Source organism: Klebsiella sp. M5al (assembly GCF_002090195.1).
Lineage (GTDB): Bacteria > Pseudomonadota > Gammaproteobacteria > Enterobacterales > Enterobacteriaceae > Klebsiella > Klebsiella grimontii.
On sequence record NZ_CP020657.1, the window covers coordinates 3,315,823 to 3,330,111 of the forward strand.

Below are 14,289 nucleotides of genomic sequence, written 5' to 3' on the forward strand. Positions count from 1 at the left end.
CATTGCTGACACCAGCGAAACGTAAACTAATGCGCGAATACCTTGCTTAGACATAAATCCTCCCGTATATCGGGTGTTTGATATTGCAGATATCATCGCCGGGATAACATCTCTGTTTGCTCAACAAGGTGGTAGCAATAACAACGTTTACGGTGAGAAAATGTTTCGCTTTGAAAGTAATTGATAAACAGGTAAAGAAGTGCGCTTATCCTGCAAAGAAATCTCTTTTTTCCCGCAATATTGGCGCTGTTTAGTCATTAGGGACTTGAGAAAAAGCTGAAGCGGGAATCATTTTATCGCTACCCGCTGGTTGTACGTTCGGATACACGATTTCTGTTGCTTCCGTTGCCCTTTTCTGCGGAAATAACGCCGCAGGAAAATGGTGTTAACATATTGAATTCACACCATTCATCCGTAAGCGACTGGCGATTTTAGCTGATTCCGCCCGCCGTCTGGCTTAATTAAAATTATTCTTAACTTTCATAAACTTAAATCTGCTGCTACTTTCAATAGACATAATTATCTCCCCAGAGAGTGATATGCGTAGAGACGTCCTGTTATTACTGTGTTCCATTTCCCTGTTTCCAGCGCTGGTCCAGGCCGATGATGATGGCATGAGTGCAAAAGATATTAAGACGCTGTTTTTTGGTCATGACGACCGAAAACCGGTCAGCAACCCCACGGACGATCCCTGGGATGCGATTGGGCAACTGGAAACCGCCAGCGGTAATCTCTGTACCGCGACGCTGATCGCCCCCAACCTGGCGCTCACCGCCGGTCACTGCCTGCTGACGCCGCCCAAAGGCAAGCCGGATAAACCCGTCGCGCTGCGCTTTATCTCGCGCAAAGGTGGCTGGGTGTACGAAATTCACGGTATTGAAGGCCGCGTGGACCCTTCGCTGGGCAAACGGCTTAAGGCCGACGGCGATGGCTGGATAGTTCCCAGCGCCGCGGCGCCGTGGGATTTTGGCCTGATCGTGCTGCGCTACGCCCCTTCCGGTATTACGCCGGTGCCGATTTTTAGCGGCAGCAAAGCCGATCTGACCGCGGCGCTCAAGACCGCAGAACGAAAAGTGACTCAGTCAGGCTATCCGGAAGATCATCTGGATAATCTCTACACCCACGAAGATTGCGTGGTCACCGGCTGGGCGCAAACATCGGTGCTCTCCCATCAATGCGATACGCTACCCGGCGATAGCGGCTCGCCGCTGCTGCTGAAAACCGACGACGGCTGGCAGGTGATCGCGGTACAGAGTTCGGCGCCGGGGGCAAAAGATCGCTGGCGGGCGGACAACCGCGCCATCTCGGTGACCGGCTTTCGCGATAAGCTTGAGGCGCTGGCCGCCCAGTAAGCGGTCAGCCTTGCTGCTGGCGCAGCTGCAATAACGATGCGACGGGCATCGGCTCGCTGAAGAAGAAGCCCTGCAATTTGTCGCATCCCGCCCGTCGCAGCAGCGCCAGCTGTTGCTGATTTTCAACGCCTTCCGCCACAACCGTAATCCCCAACGCCCCGGCAATGCGCACGGTACCGCGCACCAGCTCCGCCGCCTGGGTATCCACATCCACCAGCCCGGCCAGTGATTTATCGATTTTGAGACTGTCGAAGCTAAAGCTGCGTAAATAGCCGATGCTGGAGTAGCCGGTGCCAAAATCATCGAGCGCCACAGCGATCCCCAGCGACCTTAAATTTTCAATCGCCGCCCGCGCACGCTCGGGATTCTCCAGAACGTAGCTCTCCGTAACCTCAAGCTGTAACCGACGGGCCGGGAAATGGCAGCGGCCCAGCACCTGCACCACCCGCGACTCAAACTCCGGGTCGCGGAACTGCGCCGGAGAGATATTCACCGACAGCAGCAAATCGTCTAAAGGCTGCAGCTCGCTACAGGCGCGTTGCAGAACAAACTGACCAAGCGCGTAGATCAAACCGCTACTTTCGGCAATACCGATAAACGTGTCCGGCGGCAGCGCCCCCTGCGGACGTCGCGGCCAGCGCAGCAGCGCTTCCACGCCCTCCATAACCAGCGTATCGGCGTTGACGATCGGCTGGTACCAGACATCAAACTCTTCGTTCTCCAGCCCCTGGCGGATGCCGTTTTCGATATTCAGCTGATACTGCCGCGCGTCGCTGAGCGCTTCGTCATACCAGGTGGTGCGCCCTTTACCGGTTTTTTTCGAGTGGTACATGGCAATATCGGCGCGGCGAAAAAGCTCGGTGCTGGAACAGCTCGCCGGGACGCCGCTGGCGATGCCGATGCTGGCGCTGATATAAATTTTTCGTTCGTTGAGGATAACGGGGGCTTTTAACAGTTCCAGCACCGCCCAGGCAAAGGCCAACGCCTGATTTACCGCCTGTTCGCCGCTTACGGTCATCGCAAACTCGTCGCCGCCCATTCGCGCCAGCATCCCTTCGGGAGGCACGCGCTGCCGAAGCTCTTTAGCAATATGAATAATCAACGCATCGCCTACATCGTGGCCGTAGTTATCGTTAACATCCTTAAAGCCGTCGAGATCGATAAACACCACGCTTTGCGTCTGGTACTGCGCGTTTTCGCATACCTGATTAAGACGTTCGATCAGCGCCCGCCGGTTTGGCAAGCGGCTCAGCCAGTCGGTCATGGCAATATTGCGCGCCAGCTTTTCGCCGCGCGCCAGCTTGTAAAGCCCGAGGCAGCTGAAGAGAATAAACAGCAGGATCAGCCCCGCTGCCACGACGGCGATCAGCCGAATATTGTTTGATGCCGCCCGCGCGGCTTCAGCGCCGGGAAGTCCCGGCTGCCAGCTCAGATAGCCAACGATTTCCCCGGACTGGGTGCGGAGCGGGATACTGTATTCGCCACCGCCTGGCGTGACGTGGAGGTTGCGGATCTGAAACGTATCGCCCAGCCGCTCAAGCATTTGCGGGTTAATATGACGGGTGATCACCAGATAGCGACGCGTATCATCATAAACCTGCAGCCGTCCTGTCGTCGGGCGAATCAGGCCAATGGCAATAAAGGCGATACCGGCGCGGGTTCGGGTGATGCCGGCATAAGCGCTTTTGCCGCTGCGCAGGGCGGCGGCATGCTGCGAGATGAGCGAATGAAAACCGTTGCCGAGAAATTGGGTATCCTGTTCGGTAAAGCTCTCACTGCGAAACGATCCCCACAGCACGCGATAGTGCTGGTCGAGCACGAAAGTGCCGTCATAAAGGTTATTGATCTTAAAGCCGGAACCCCAGGAGTTATAGAGCCATTGCGGATCGAGCCGGTCGGTATAGGTCTGATGCACCGCATCGTCCCAGATAGCGTTATCCATTACCAGCGACAGCACGCGATTCACCGAGGTTTGCACCGCGCCATCCACCGATAACACGGAACGATGCTTATCAATTTCGTTTGCTTTCAGGCCGATCAGGTGCTGGCTGAGGTAGAGGAGCGAAATAATGGACACGATTAAGCCAATCCCGGCGAGGACAATCATGATGGAAAGCGTTCTGGCGGAGGGAATATTGCGCCAGCCTGGCAAATGGATCATGTTCTGCCCTCATGTCGGCCGGTAGCGAAATACGCCGAACTGGCTCTTTTTTAAGAGTAATACAGAGAGCAGAATTTGCCGCCCGCATCCACAGGCGGCATCATATCAGGCGAGTTTAATTAACACCATGCCGACCACCAGCAGGAGCAGGCCGGCCCAGCCTTTATGATTCAGACGCTGGCCAAACAGCACCCAGCCGGCGGCAATGGTCGCCGCGATGCCGAAACCGCCCCACAGCGCATAGGCCACCGACAGGTCAATCCCTTTGACCGCCTGCGAAAGCGCGCTGAAGGCGCCAAGAACCGCCGCCAGCGACATAAGGCCATAGAACTTACGTCGAAAACCGTCGGAAAACTTAAGAAAAACGTTGGCCATAATTTCCAGCGCGATAGCCAGCGCCAGCCAGGCGGCATGGACCCACTCAAACTGTTGCATGAGTTTTCTCCTTGCCCGGTTTCACCGTTTTCTGCGTTCCCGATTTAATCAATACAATCCCGGCGACCAGGGTGACCAGACCGGCAATTTTTATCGTCGACAGCGTTTCATCAAACAGCAGAACGCTGAAAATCGTGATCAGTAAAATGCCGATCCCTTCCCATAGGGCATAGGCCACGCCGAGGGCGATTTTTTTCACGGCGAAAGCCAGGAAAATATAGGAAAGCGCAATCATCACCAGCATTAAAATAAAACCAGTGTGGCCGCCGCTTACGCTTGCCCATTTCATCGACAAAGTGCCGGTAATTTCAGCAACGATTGCTAAAGCTAATAAAATCCAATAAAACATGATCCCTTCTCCTGCTTGAGAATATAATCCATTACGGCTTACAGCGAAGTAAACCGGAAAAATTCTGACGTTATTTTAGCCGTGCGCAGCGCGCCAGCTCAGGCAGAGAGAAGAAGACTAAAGCGCCGAGCGCCAGTGCTGCTCGCCGAGGAAGCGGGAGTTGGAGTGGGAGACTGCAGGGTGAAGCGAAATATACATCCTGAACTGATTGTCCATAAAATTACAATTATCCGCGGTATTGCTTCTCATCATTTGCGGATGAAAATTGTCCTCTGTAGTTATACACACGCAGATTTGTACCATAACACTACATTTAACTCAAAGACTTTGCAGTTCTTTACCTCTGCTATTTGATTTGGATTAGTTTTTTCCGATAGCAAACGCCATTATGATATCGTTCCAGTCATTATTTATTAATGGGTCGGTTTTTTTCATTTTAACTGAGGCGACGCGTTGAGACGCCGACTTTGCCAACGTCTACAATGACTCCTATTAGACCCCATTTTTTCTCGCGCAGGGAGCGGTATGGCCAAACCCATCATCACGCTTAACGGCTTAAAAATAGTCATCATGCTCGGCATGCTGGTTATCATCCTTACAGGCATCCGCTTCGCGGCGGATATTATCGTGCCTTTTGTGCTGGCGATCTTTCTGGCGGTGGTGATTAACCCGCTGGTTCAGCTGATGGTGCGCTGCCGGGTGCCGCGGGTACTGGCGATTTCGCTCCTGGTCGGGGTGATTGTCCTGCTGGCCGTGGTGCTGCTGGCCTCGCTCGGCACCTCGCTTAACGAGCTTGCGCGCACCCTGCCGCAGTATCGCAACTATCTCTATGAACCGATGCAGACCGTCGCGCCGTGGCTGCAGCGCTTCGGCTTTACTGTGTCGGTGGTGGAGCTGAATAAATATATAGACCCCAACGCGGTGATGACCCTGGTAACCGGGCTGCTTACCCAGCTTTCCAACGCGATGTCCTCTATCTTCCTGCTGCTGCTGACGGTGGTGTTTATGCTACTGGAAGTACCGCAGCTTCCCGCGAAGCTGCAGCAGCTGATGTCGCGGCCGGTGGAGGGAATGGGCGCGATTCAGCGCGCGCTGGATAGCGTCTCTCACTATCTGGTGCTCAAAACCGCCATCAGCCTGGTGACCGGGCTGGTGGTCTGGGGAATGCTGGTGCTGCTGGACGTCCGCTTTGCCTTTATGTGGGGACTGCTGGCTTTTGCGCTCAACTACATTCCCAATATCGGTTCGGTTCTCGCGGCCATCCCGCCGATTTTGCAGGTGCTGGTATTTGGCGGTCTGTATGAGGCGCTGGTGGTGCTGGCGGGCTATCTGGCGATCAACCTGGTGTTCGGCAATATCCTTGAACCGCGCATTATGGGCCGCGGGCTGGGGCTATCGACGCTGGTGGTCTTCCTGTCATTAATTTTCTGGGGCTGGCTGCTGGGGCCGGTGGGGATGCTGCTCTCGGTACCGCTGACGATTATTGTCAAAATCGCCCTCGAACAGACGGTGGCCGGGCAAAGCATCGCCTTCCTGCTGAGTGATTTAAGTAAAAACTAACGAGATTGCTCGCAGTTCCCCCGGAGGCGATGCTGGCGCATCTGTCCGGGCTACCGGCCCGCAGACGACCTTTAACCTGTAGCCCGGGCAGGCGCTTTGCGCCGCCCCCGGGAGCAAAGCGCGAAGTGGCTGAATTTCCCGGAGGCGATGCTACGCATCTGTCCGGGCTCTCGGCCCGCAGACGACCTTTAACCTGTAGCCCGGCTAAACGCAGTGCGAGCCGGGAAGCCGCGTCAATGCCTCAACCCGGTACGTCCCCCACTCGTAGACCAATCATTCGCAATCATTATTGATCGTCATCACATCTCTGCCCCGCCAATCATTACTCTTACGCTAACGATTCGCCATCGGCCTTAATTGATGCCCGCCACCTCGGGACGCACACTTACTCCCACACCAGGGCAATCAAAACGATTTGTCGAATCAGGAGGTTAATAATGAATGCCGAACAAACGACGGGGCGAGTCTGGAACCGTCGCCGTACGGAAAAACAGCGGCGACTGGCCGAGGCGAAAATCTCGGGCAAAGTGATCCCCACTGACCAGCTGGTTGCCGTACTGGAACATCTGCTGGCCCCCGGCGACCGGGTGGTACTGGAAGGCAACAACCAGAAACAGGCAGATTTCCTCTCACGGATGCTGGCGGAGGTTAACCCGCAAAAAATTCACGACCTGCATATGATTATGCCGAGCGTCGGGCGCAGCGAGCACCTGGACCTTTTCGAAAAAGGCATCGCCCGCAAGCTCGATTTCTCCTTCTCCGGCACCCAAAGTCTGCGCATTTCGCAGCTGCTGGAAGATGGCCTGCTGGAAATCGGCGCGATTCACACCTATATCGAGCTTTACTCTCGTCTGTACGTCGACCTGTCGCCGAACGTCGCGCTGATCGCCGGTTATAAAGCCGACCGCAAGGGCAACCTCTACACCGGGCCGAGCACCGAAGACACTCCGGCGCTGGTGGAAGCCGCCGCGTTCCACGACGGCATCGTCATTGCGCAGGTCAACGAACTGGTTGATGACGAGTGCGATCTGCCGCGCGTGGATATCCCCGGTTCGTGGATCGACTATATCGTTGTCGCCGATAAACCGTTTTTTATCGAGCCGCTGTTTACCCGCGACCCGCGCCTGATTAAGCAGGAACATATCCTGATGGCGATGATGGCGATTAAAGGCATCTACGCCGAGCATCAGGTGCAATCCCTCAACCACGGGATCGGCTTTAACACCGCCGCCATCGAACTGCTGCTACCGACCTACGGCGAACAGCTCGGCCTGAAAGGTAAGATCTGTAAACACTGGACGCTGAACCCGCATCCGACCCTTATTCCGGCCATTGAAAGCGGTTGGGTCGAGAGCGTGCACTGCTTCGGCGGCGAACTGGGGATGGAAGAGTACATTCGCGCGCGCCCGGATATCTTCTTTACCGGCGCCGACGGCTCCATGCGTTCCAACCGCGCGTTCTGCCAGCTGGCGGGGCAGTATGCGGTGGATATGTTTATCGGCTCAACCCTCCAGGTGGATGGCTATGCCAACTCCTCTACCGTCACCCGTGGTCGTCTTTCCGGCTTCGGCGGCGCGCCGAATATGGGCCACGACCCGCACGGTCGCCGCCACGCCACCCCGGCATGGCTCAACATGATTACCGAACCGGACCCGATGCAGCGCGGTAAAAAGCTGGTCGTGCAAATGGTGGAAACCTTCCAGGCGGGCGTGAAACCGACCTTCGTGGAAAAACTCGACGCCGTAGAGGTGGCCAAAACCTCCGGCATGCCGCTGGCGCCGGTAATGATTTACGGCGATGACGTCACCCACGTGCTGACCGAAGAAGGTATCGCTTACCTCTACCGCGCGGAAAGTCTCGAAGAGCGCCGGGCAATGGTCGCAGCGGTAGCGGGGATCACCGACATCGGCCTCGGCGTGGACGCCAAACGCGTGGCCGAACTGCGCCAAAGCGGCAAAGTCGTCTATCCGGAAGATATCGGTATCCGCCGCAGCGACGCCACCCGCTCCCTGCTCGCCGCCGGCAGCGTAGCCGACCTGGTTGAGTGGTCCGACGGGCTTTACAACCCACCGGCAAAATTCCGGAGCTGGTAATGAAAAAACTCTCTCCCCAAATTGCCGAAACCCGCGCCCGCTGGCTGGCCCAGACCGCCAGCGCCTGCCTGGTTGACGAAGCGCGACTCAGCCCCAAACCGGGTCTGGTCGACAGTCGCGGCAACGGCGCGCATCAGGACCTGAACCTGGCGCTGATGGAGCGCTCCGCCCGTAGCCTGCAGCCAACGTTTCATGCGCTGGCACAGCAGAGCTGGCGGCGGCCAGCGGACATCGCCCTGCGCGAAACCGTCGGCCGTCTGGGCCGCGAAGGCGAAGCGCAGATGATGCAGGCGACCTCGGGGGTCAATACCCACCGCGGCGCTATCTGGGCGCTGGGCCTGCTGGTGAGCGCGACGGCGATGCTAGGGGGAGAAAGTCATGCACAGAAGATTACGGAAACCGCCGCCGCCCTCGCCCGTCTGCCGGACGCCGGCGCGCCGAAGACCTTTAGTAAAGGCCTGCGCGCCAGCCGCCGCTGGCAGGTTCCGGGCGCGCGGGAAGAAGCGCAGCGCGCTTTTCCGCACATCACCACCCTGGCGCTGCCGCAGCTCTTGCGCAGCCGGGCCGAGGGGGCCAGAGAGGAGCAGGCCCGTCTTGACGCGCTGATGGCGATTATGACCTCGCTTAGCGATACCTGCGTGCTCTCCCGCGCCGGAATGGCGGGTCTTGAGGCAATGCAGCAAGGCGCAGGCGAGGTGCTGGCCGCCGGAGGATGCGCGACCGCTCAGGGTCGGGCCGCGCTGGCGCGCCTTGATGCGCAGATGCTGGCGCAGAACGCCTCGCCGGGTGGCGCGGCGGACCTGCTTGCCGCCACCCTGTTTCTCGACCGGGTTTCCGCTTAACGCATTCAGAGGATGTTATGGAACAGATTAAATTGTCATTCCCTGCCAACCGCGCCCTCAGCGGCAAAGCGCTGGCAGGCGTAGTAGGCTCCGGCGATATGGAAGTGCTCTATACCGCCGGGCAGAGCAATACGCTCAATGTGGAGATCACCACCTCCGTGGACAACAGCCAGGCGCGCTGGAGCGCGCTGTTCGAACGGCTGAGCCTGATTAACGGTCTGCCCGGCGGAGATCTGGTGATCCACGACTTTGGCGCCACCCCCGGCGTCGCGCGGATCCGCATTGAACAGGTATTTGAGGAGGTGGCTCATGCGTAACGATCGCAGCTTTATTGAACTCCGCGCCCGCGAACGCGCCCGTTTCCTGCTGGATGACGGCAGCTATCGCGAACTGCTGGACCCGTTCGAAGGCATCATGTCGCCGTGGCTGGGCGCGCAGGGCATCGTCCCGCAGTCTGACGACGGCATGGTGGTTGCGAAAGGCACCATTAACGGCCAGCCGGCGGTGGTTATCGCCATCGAAGGCACCTTCCAGGGCGGCAGCATGGGCGAAGTCTCCGGCGCGAAAATGGCCGCCGCCCTTGAGCTGGCGGCGGAAGATAACCGCAACGGTATTCCTACCCAGGCGGTGCTGTGCCTGGAAACCGGCGGCGTGCGCCTGCAGGAGGCCAACCTGGGGCTTGCCGCCATCGCCGATATTCATGCCGCGATTGTCGACCTGCGCCGTTATACCCCGGTGGTCGGCATTGTCGCCGGTACCGTTGGCTGCTTCGGCGGGATGTCCATCGCCGCGGCGCTGTGCAGTTACCTGATTGTCACCCGCGAAGCGCGATTGGGGCTCAACGGACCGCAGGTTATCGAACAGGAGGCGGGGATTGAAGAGTACGACTCCCGCGACCGTCCGTTTATCTGGAGCATGACCGGCGGCGAAATTCGCTACGCCAGCGGCCTGGTGGATGCCCTGGTCGGCGACGGCGTTAACGCGGTGAAAGCCGCAATGAACGAGGCGATAGCCAAAGGCGTTCCCGCCCGGCATCGCAGCGACAAATATGAGGATTTCCTGACCCGTTTGACCCACTTCGATACCCGCCAGCAGGCGGACACCGCGCAGATCAAACGGCTATTCGCCCGGGAGGAGAAATAATGAGCCAGTTCACTCATCGCGCCGCTCTATGGCTAAACCAGCTGGCGCCGAACGCCCCACTAATGACCGGTCTGTGCCCCTCGGTGCAGGTTGCCGACGCCGATTTTAACGGGGAAACCGCGCGCTTTATCGCCGTGGTGCCGGATGCTAACAACCATTACCCGCGCGCCGCCAACGGCGAAGTCGGCCTGCTTGAAGGCTGGACGCTGGCGAAAGTGGTCAACGAAACCATCGACGCCGATGCGGATAAAACGGTAAAGCGCCCGATTATTGCGGTCATTGATGTACCCAGCCAGGCCTACGGCCGTCGTGAAGAAGCCTTTGGTATTCATCAGGCGCTGGCCAGCGCGGCGGGCGCGTATGCGAAGGCGCGTCTTGCCGGGCATCCGGTGATTGGCCTGATTGTCGGCAAAGCGATGTCCGGGGCGTTTCTGGCCCACGGCTACCAGGCCAATCGCCTGATCGCCTTTAACGACGCCGGCGTACTGGTGCACGCCATGGGCAAAGAATCCGCCGCGCGTATCACGCTACGTAGCGTTGAGGCGCTGGAGAAACTGGCGGCCACCATTCCGCCGATGGCCTATGACGTCAGCAACTACGCGACGCTCGGCCTGCTCTCCGCCCTGCTGGATATCAGCAATCCTGACGCGCCGGACGCCCGCGATCTGACGCTGGTCACCGACACCTTGCGCGACGCCATCGCTGACGCCCGCCGGGATGCCTCGCTGAAGTGCCGCCTTGGCGCGGCGAACCGCCGTAGTTCCCAACAGGTGCGCGATCGCATGCGCGCCAGCTGGTAGTCAGTCCCTAAGTAGAAGAAAACCTGCCGGAAGCGGCCGCCTGAGGCACCGATAGCGTGCCTCAGGAAGAGACCGCTTTTAGAAATTATAACAATCGCGCCAGTACTCTATTTTATTAACAGGTGATTTATGACTTATGTGATTATTCATGCCCTCGCGCCGATTTTTGTCATTATGCTGCTGGGCTTCTGGGCCGGTAAGGCCAAAATGGTCGACAACAAAAACGTCTCGTTACTCAACATTTTCGTAATGGATTTCGCCCTGCCCGCGACGCTGTTTAGCGCCACGGTGCAAACGCCGTGGAGCGGTATTGTCGCGCAATCGCCGCTGGTGCTGGTGCTCACCGGAGCGATGTGGATTACCTATGCGGCCATCTACTTCCTCGCCACCCGCGTCTTCAAGCGCTCGCCGCAGGATGCCGCCGTGCTAACCCTGACCGTCGCGCTGCCGAACTACGCCGCCCTTGGCCTGCCGATTCTGGGCAGCGTGCTCGGCGAAGGCGCGTCAACCTCCCTCTCCGTGGCCGTTTCCATCGCCTGCGGCTCGGTACTGATGACGCCGTTCTGCCTGCTGATTCTGGAGCGTGAAAAAGCGCTCGCCGCCGGAGAGAACAGCGGTTCGACGCTGGCGATGCTGCCGGTACTGATGTGGCGTTCGGTGAAAAAACCGATTGTCTGGGGTCCGCTGCTGGGGGTTGTGCTCTCGGCGATCGGTATCAAAATGCCGGATCTGCTGCTGGCCGCTATCAAGCCGCTGGGCCTGGCGGCGACCGCCGCGGCGCTGTTCCTCACCGGGGTAATCCTGTCAGCGCGCAAGCTGCAGCTCAATACGCTGATTGCCACCTCTACCGTGGTTAAACTGCTGGTGCAGCCGTTTATCGCCTGGGGTCTGGTGATGCTGCTGGGGCTGCACGGTTCAATCGCCATTACCGCGATTCTGATGATTGCCCTCGCGGCCGGTTTCTTCGGCGTGGTCTTCGGCAACCGCTTTGGCGTGCAGTCGCCGGATGCGGAAGCGGTGCTGCTGTTAAGCTCGGTTCTGTGTATCCTGTCGCTGCCGCTGTTTATCACTTTAACGTCAGGGATCTAACGATGTCATTAACGCCGCGTCCTCACGATTTAATCTGGTTGAATAATGCCGCCGCGCTGGAGGCGATTGAGGAGCCCTGGGTCGCACAGCACTGGCGTATTAGCCTGCCGGTGGTGGTACGACGCGACGTTGACGCCGACGCCCGCGTTCCGGTGGGCGTACGGGGTATGAAACGCGAGCAGCGGGCCGCAGGCTGGGTACTGAGGGAAAATATCGTCCGTACCGTCAGCCCGGAAGCCCTCGCCGACCGCCAGCTGCTCCTGCGCTCGCCGTTTGTCTCTCAGCCGCCGGTTCAGGCGGCGATATCACTGACCTTACATCCCTGGCCGTGGCGCTGGGGCATTACCGGCGGTACCGGCTACGCGCTGACCACCGAAATTCCCGTGCTGCACGCCGCCAGCGATCTCGATCTGCTGATCCGCGCGCCGCTGCCGCTTCCCCGCGAGGCGCTGCTCGCCTGGCAGTCCCGCGTCGCGCAGCTGCCGTGCCGGGCGGATACCCAGGTCGAAACGCCCGTCGGGGCGTTTGCGCTAAATGAGTGGCTGCGCGATGACCGCGTCCTGCTGAAAACGTCCCGCGGCGCGCGCCTGACCGCGTCGCCGTGGAACAGGGAGGAAGCATGAAAATTCTCTTTACCTTTCCCGGTCAGGGAAACCAGCGGCCGGATATGCTGGCCGACCTTCCCGACCGCCAGAATATTCTCGCCGAAGCGCGGACCGTGCTCGGCGAAGAAGTAGACCATTTAGATAGCGCCGCCGCGTTAAAACACACGCGCGCGGTGCAGCTGTGCCTGCTGATCGCAGGCGTCGCCTGGGCGCGAGAACTGCGGCGTCACGGAGTGAATCCGGACATGGTCAGCGGCCTGTCGATTGGGGCTTTCCCGGCGGCGGTGATTGCCGATGCGCTGGCGTTTAGCGACGCCCTGCGGCTGGTGGCGCTACGCGGCGATTTAATGGAGCAGGCTTATCCCCACGGCTACGGGCTCACCGCCATTATGGGCCTGACGCTCGACCGCGTGGAACAGCTGATTGCCGACAGCGACCTCTATATCGCCAACCTTAACGCTGAAACGCAGATTGTGATTGCCGGACGCGACGACGAGATGGCGCGCGTGGCCCAGCTGGCGCTGGCGGCTGGGGCCAGTAAAGCTCAGCGGCTGGCGGTTAGCGTCCCTTCCCACTGCGCGCTGCTGAATGAACCGGCGGCTAAGCTGGCAAAAGCCTTCTCTGACGTCACGCTGCAACGACCGCGCTGCGCGTATCTGAGCGGCTCCACGGCGCGCGTGTTATGGGACCCGTTGCGAATAGCCGACGATCTGGCGCTGAATATGGCGCGAACCGTGCGCTGGCAGGAGGCCACGATCGCCGCCGATGAACGGGACGCGCGGCTGGCGATCGAGATGCCCCCCGGCGGCGTGCTGACCTGCCTCACCCGCCAGGCGGGCTGGCAGGGAGAGTGCATTTCGCTGGAGCGCAGCGGTATCGACGTCGCCCGTCACCTTGCGAACCGGCTTAACGGCTGAGGCTGCGGGCGTACATCCGCCCTTCAGCCGCCAGCGCCAGCAGGTCGGCGTCGCGCTCGCGATGGTGCGAGTAGACAATGGAGATCAGCTGGCGCATCTGATACGGCTCCGCCAGCTTCAGCAGCTGAACATCGTTTTCATAGACCTTTTTCATGCGGCCCGGCAGCAGGGCAAAGCCTACCCCCGCCTGCACCAGGCTAATCATCGAAAAGATATCATTCACTCGGGTGACGATTTCAGGCTCAAATCCGGCCACCTGAAAAGCGTCCTGAAATCCGGCATAGGTGGCGAAACCTTCCGCCAGCGAAACGAACTTACGCCTGGCGTAATCGCGTAGCTCGGCGGGGGCGGTGGTATCGAGCTGCTCCGTCGCCGGAGCGGCGAGGAAGATATCATCCTCAAACAGCGGGACCACATCAAACGCCGAATTATTGAATTCACCTTCATTGGTGGCGATCAGGATCGCATCGAGCGCGTCATCTTCGAGCATATCCAGCAGCATCTGATTGGAGCCCATGGTGAGATCCAGCTCCAGTTCCGGACGACGCAGCTTCATGCCCATAATAATGCGCGGCACGGTTTCAAGGGTCAGCGAGTACAGCGTACCGATCCGCAGCCGCCCCTGCCCGACGCCGGCTACTTTGCGCGTCGCCTCCAGCCCGCGGGTCATCAGGCTCATCACATCCTGGCAGTACTCCAGCAGCGTCCACGCCGCCGGCAGCGGCAGCAGATTGCGCCCTTTATGAATAAACAGCGGACAGCCGACGCCCTCTTCCAGGGTATGCAGCGCCCGGTGAACGCTAACGCCGCTCAGCTGCATAGCTTCAGCGGTTCTGGCGATATTGCCCTTAGCCATAAACATCATAAATACCGACAGCTTGCGGAAGGTGATGTCCTGATTAATGTCGTCTTTCATTGCCCTGCGCTCCGCATTTCGGTCTTC

General features: G+C 59.1%; 14 protein-coding genes. 10 read left to right on the plus strand and 4 right to left on the minus strand.

Annotation, left to right across the window (positions count from 1 at the left end; translation table 11 throughout):
- The first annotated feature begins 539 nt into the window (after nt 1-539).
- On the plus strand, nt 540-1,352 hold the full coding sequence (locus BWI76_RS15990; protein WP_004135618.1) for a trypsin-like serine peptidase: 813 nt from the start codon (nt 540-542) through the stop codon (nt 1,350-1,352).
- A 4-nt stretch (nt 1,353-1,356) separates the two neighbouring features.
- Here the strand turns inward: BWI76_RS15990 and BWI76_RS15995 are convergent, their stop codons facing one another.
- The 3 genes from BWI76_RS15995 to mdtJ all read right to left on the minus strand — a co-directional run bounded on the left by BWI76_RS15995 (nt 1,357) and on the right by mdtJ (nt 4,297).
- The gene (locus tag BWI76_RS15995) at nt 1,357-3,513 is read right to left on the minus strand and encodes a putative bifunctional diguanylate cyclase/phosphodiesterase (protein WP_004135617.1); all 2,157 of its coding nucleotides are present in this window, start codon (nt 3,511-3,513) and stop codon (nt 1,357-1,359) included.
- A gap of 105 nt (nt 3,514-3,618) precedes the next feature.
- Nucleotides 3,619-3,948: a multidrug/spermidine efflux SMR transporter subunit MdtI gene (gene mdtI, locus BWI76_RS16000; RefSeq protein ID WP_004119685.1), complete on the minus strand. Its 330-nt coding sequence runs from the start codon at nt 3,946-3,948 to the stop codon at nt 3,619-3,621.
- On the minus strand, nt 3,935-4,297 hold the full coding sequence (gene mdtJ / locus BWI76_RS16005) for a multidrug/spermidine efflux SMR transporter subunit MdtJ (RefSeq protein WP_004135616.1): 363 nt from the start codon (nt 4,295-4,297) through the stop codon (nt 3,935-3,937). Before mdtJ ends, mdtI begins: the two co-directional genes overlap by 14 nt.
- A 525-nt stretch (nt 4,298-4,822) precedes the next feature.
- Here mdtJ and BWI76_RS16015 point away from each other — a divergent pair.
- The 9 genes from BWI76_RS16015 (at nt 4,823) to mdcH (ending at nt 13,346) form a co-directional block, all read left to right on the plus strand.
- A complete protein-coding gene (locus tag BWI76_RS16015; RefSeq protein WP_004135610.1) occupies nt 4,823-5,857 on the plus strand; it encodes an AI-2E family transporter in 1,035 nt (344 codons plus the stop codon).
- Between the two features lie 437 nt (nt 5,858-6,294).
- On the plus strand, nt 6,295-7,950 hold the full coding sequence (mdcA, locus tag BWI76_RS16020) for a malonate decarboxylase subunit alpha (RefSeq protein ID WP_004135607.1): 1,656 nt from the start codon (nt 6,295-6,297) through the stop codon (nt 7,948-7,950).
- Nucleotides 7,950-8,792, plus strand: a complete 843-nt coding sequence (locus tag BWI76_RS16025) for a triphosphoribosyl-dephospho-CoA synthase (protein WP_064371786.1) — start codon at nt 7,950-7,952, stop codon at nt 8,790-8,792. Before mdcA ends, BWI76_RS16025 begins: the two co-directional genes overlap by 1 nt.
- Before the next feature lie 17 nt (nt 8,793-8,809).
- A complete protein-coding gene (gene mdcC, locus BWI76_RS16030) occupies nt 8,810-9,109 on the plus strand; it encodes a malonate decarboxylase acyl carrier protein (RefSeq protein WP_004135606.1) in 300 nt (99 codons plus the stop codon).
- On the plus strand, nt 9,102-9,935 hold the full coding sequence (locus BWI76_RS16035) for a biotin-independent malonate decarboxylase subunit beta (RefSeq protein ID WP_004135604.1): 834 nt from the start codon (nt 9,102-9,104) through the stop codon (nt 9,933-9,935). Before mdcC ends, BWI76_RS16035 begins: the two co-directional genes overlap by 8 nt.
- On the plus strand, nt 9,935-10,735 hold the full coding sequence (mdcE, locus tag BWI76_RS16040; RefSeq protein ID WP_064371787.1) for a biotin-independent malonate decarboxylase subunit gamma: 801 nt from the start codon (nt 9,935-9,937) through the stop codon (nt 10,733-10,735). Before BWI76_RS16035 ends, mdcE begins: the two co-directional genes overlap by 1 nt.
- Before the next feature lie 129 nt (nt 10,736-10,864).
- On the plus strand, nt 10,865-11,824 hold the full coding sequence (locus BWI76_RS16045) for an AEC family transporter (RefSeq protein WP_024358025.1): 960 nt from the start codon (nt 10,865-10,867) through the stop codon (nt 11,822-11,824).
- A gap of 2 nt (nt 11,825-11,826) precedes the next feature.
- Nucleotides 11,827-12,447, plus strand: a complete 621-nt coding sequence (locus BWI76_RS16050) for a malonate decarboxylase holo-ACP synthase (protein ID WP_004135597.1) — start codon at nt 11,827-11,829, stop codon at nt 12,445-12,447.
- Nucleotides 12,444-13,346 (plus strand): malonate decarboxylase subunit epsilon, encoded by a 903-nt coding sequence (gene mdcH, locus BWI76_RS16055; protein ID WP_064371788.1) that lies wholly within the window; start codon nt 12,444-12,446, stop codon nt 13,344-13,346. Before BWI76_RS16050 ends, mdcH begins: the two co-directional genes overlap by 4 nt.
- Here mdcH and BWI76_RS16060 read toward each other — a convergent pair.
- Nucleotides 13,336-14,262 (minus strand): LysR substrate-binding domain-containing protein, encoded by a 927-nt coding sequence (locus BWI76_RS16060; RefSeq protein WP_004135593.1) that lies wholly within the window; start codon nt 14,260-14,262, stop codon nt 13,336-13,338. The genes mdcH and BWI76_RS16060 overlap by 11 nt on opposite strands.
- Nucleotides 14,263-14,289: the final 27 nt, after the last annotated feature.

What these genes read in the sequence shown, in the direction of transcription:
- mdcA (WP_004135607.1), top strand. Translation starts at nt 6,295, where the DNA reads ATGAATGCCGAACAAACGACGGGGCGAGTCTGGAACCGTCGCCGTACG.
- BWI76_RS15995 (WP_004135617.1), bottom strand. Translation starts at nt 3,513, where the DNA reads ATGATCCATTTGCCAGGCTGGCGCAATATTCCCTCCGCCAGAACGCTT.
- BWI76_RS16060 (WP_004135593.1), bottom strand. Translation starts at nt 14,262, where the DNA reads ATGAAAGACGACATTAATCAGGACATCACCTTCCGCAAGCTGTCGGTA.
- mdtI (WP_004119685.1), bottom strand. Translation starts at nt 3,948, where the DNA reads ATGCAACAGTTTGAGTGGGTCCATGCCGCCTGGCTGGCGCTGGCTATC.
- BWI76_RS16015 (WP_004135610.1), top strand. Translation starts at nt 4,823, where the DNA reads ATGGCCAAACCCATCATCACGCTTAACGGCTTAAAAATAGTCATCATG.
- BWI76_RS16045 (WP_024358025.1), top strand. Translation starts at nt 10,865, where the DNA reads ATGACTTATGTGATTATTCATGCCCTCGCGCCGATTTTTGTCATTATG.
- BWI76_RS16035 (WP_004135604.1), top strand. Translation starts at nt 9,102, where the DNA reads ATGCGTAACGATCGCAGCTTTATTGAACTCCGCGCCCGCGAACGCGCC.
- BWI76_RS15990 (WP_004135618.1), top strand. Translation starts at nt 540, where the DNA reads ATGCGTAGAGACGTCCTGTTATTACTGTGTTCCATTTCCCTGTTTCCA.
- mdcC (WP_004135606.1), top strand. Translation starts at nt 8,810, where the DNA reads ATGGAACAGATTAAATTGTCATTCCCTGCCAACCGCGCCCTCAGCGGC.
- BWI76_RS16050 (WP_004135597.1), top strand. Translation starts at nt 11,827, where the DNA reads ATGTCATTAACGCCGCGTCCTCACGATTTAATCTGGTTGAATAATGCC.
- mdcH (WP_064371788.1), top strand. Translation starts at nt 12,444, where the DNA reads ATGAAAATTCTCTTTACCTTTCCCGGTCAGGGAAACCAGCGGCCGGAT.
- mdcE (WP_064371787.1), top strand. Translation starts at nt 9,935, where the DNA reads ATGAGCCAGTTCACTCATCGCGCCGCTCTATGGCTAAACCAGCTGGCG.
- BWI76_RS16025 (WP_064371786.1), top strand. Translation starts at nt 7,950, where the DNA reads ATGAAAAAACTCTCTCCCCAAATTGCCGAAACCCGCGCCCGCTGGCTG.
- mdtJ (WP_004135616.1), bottom strand. Translation starts at nt 4,297, where the DNA reads ATGTTTTATTGGATTTTATTAGCTTTAGCAATCGTTGCTGAAATTACC.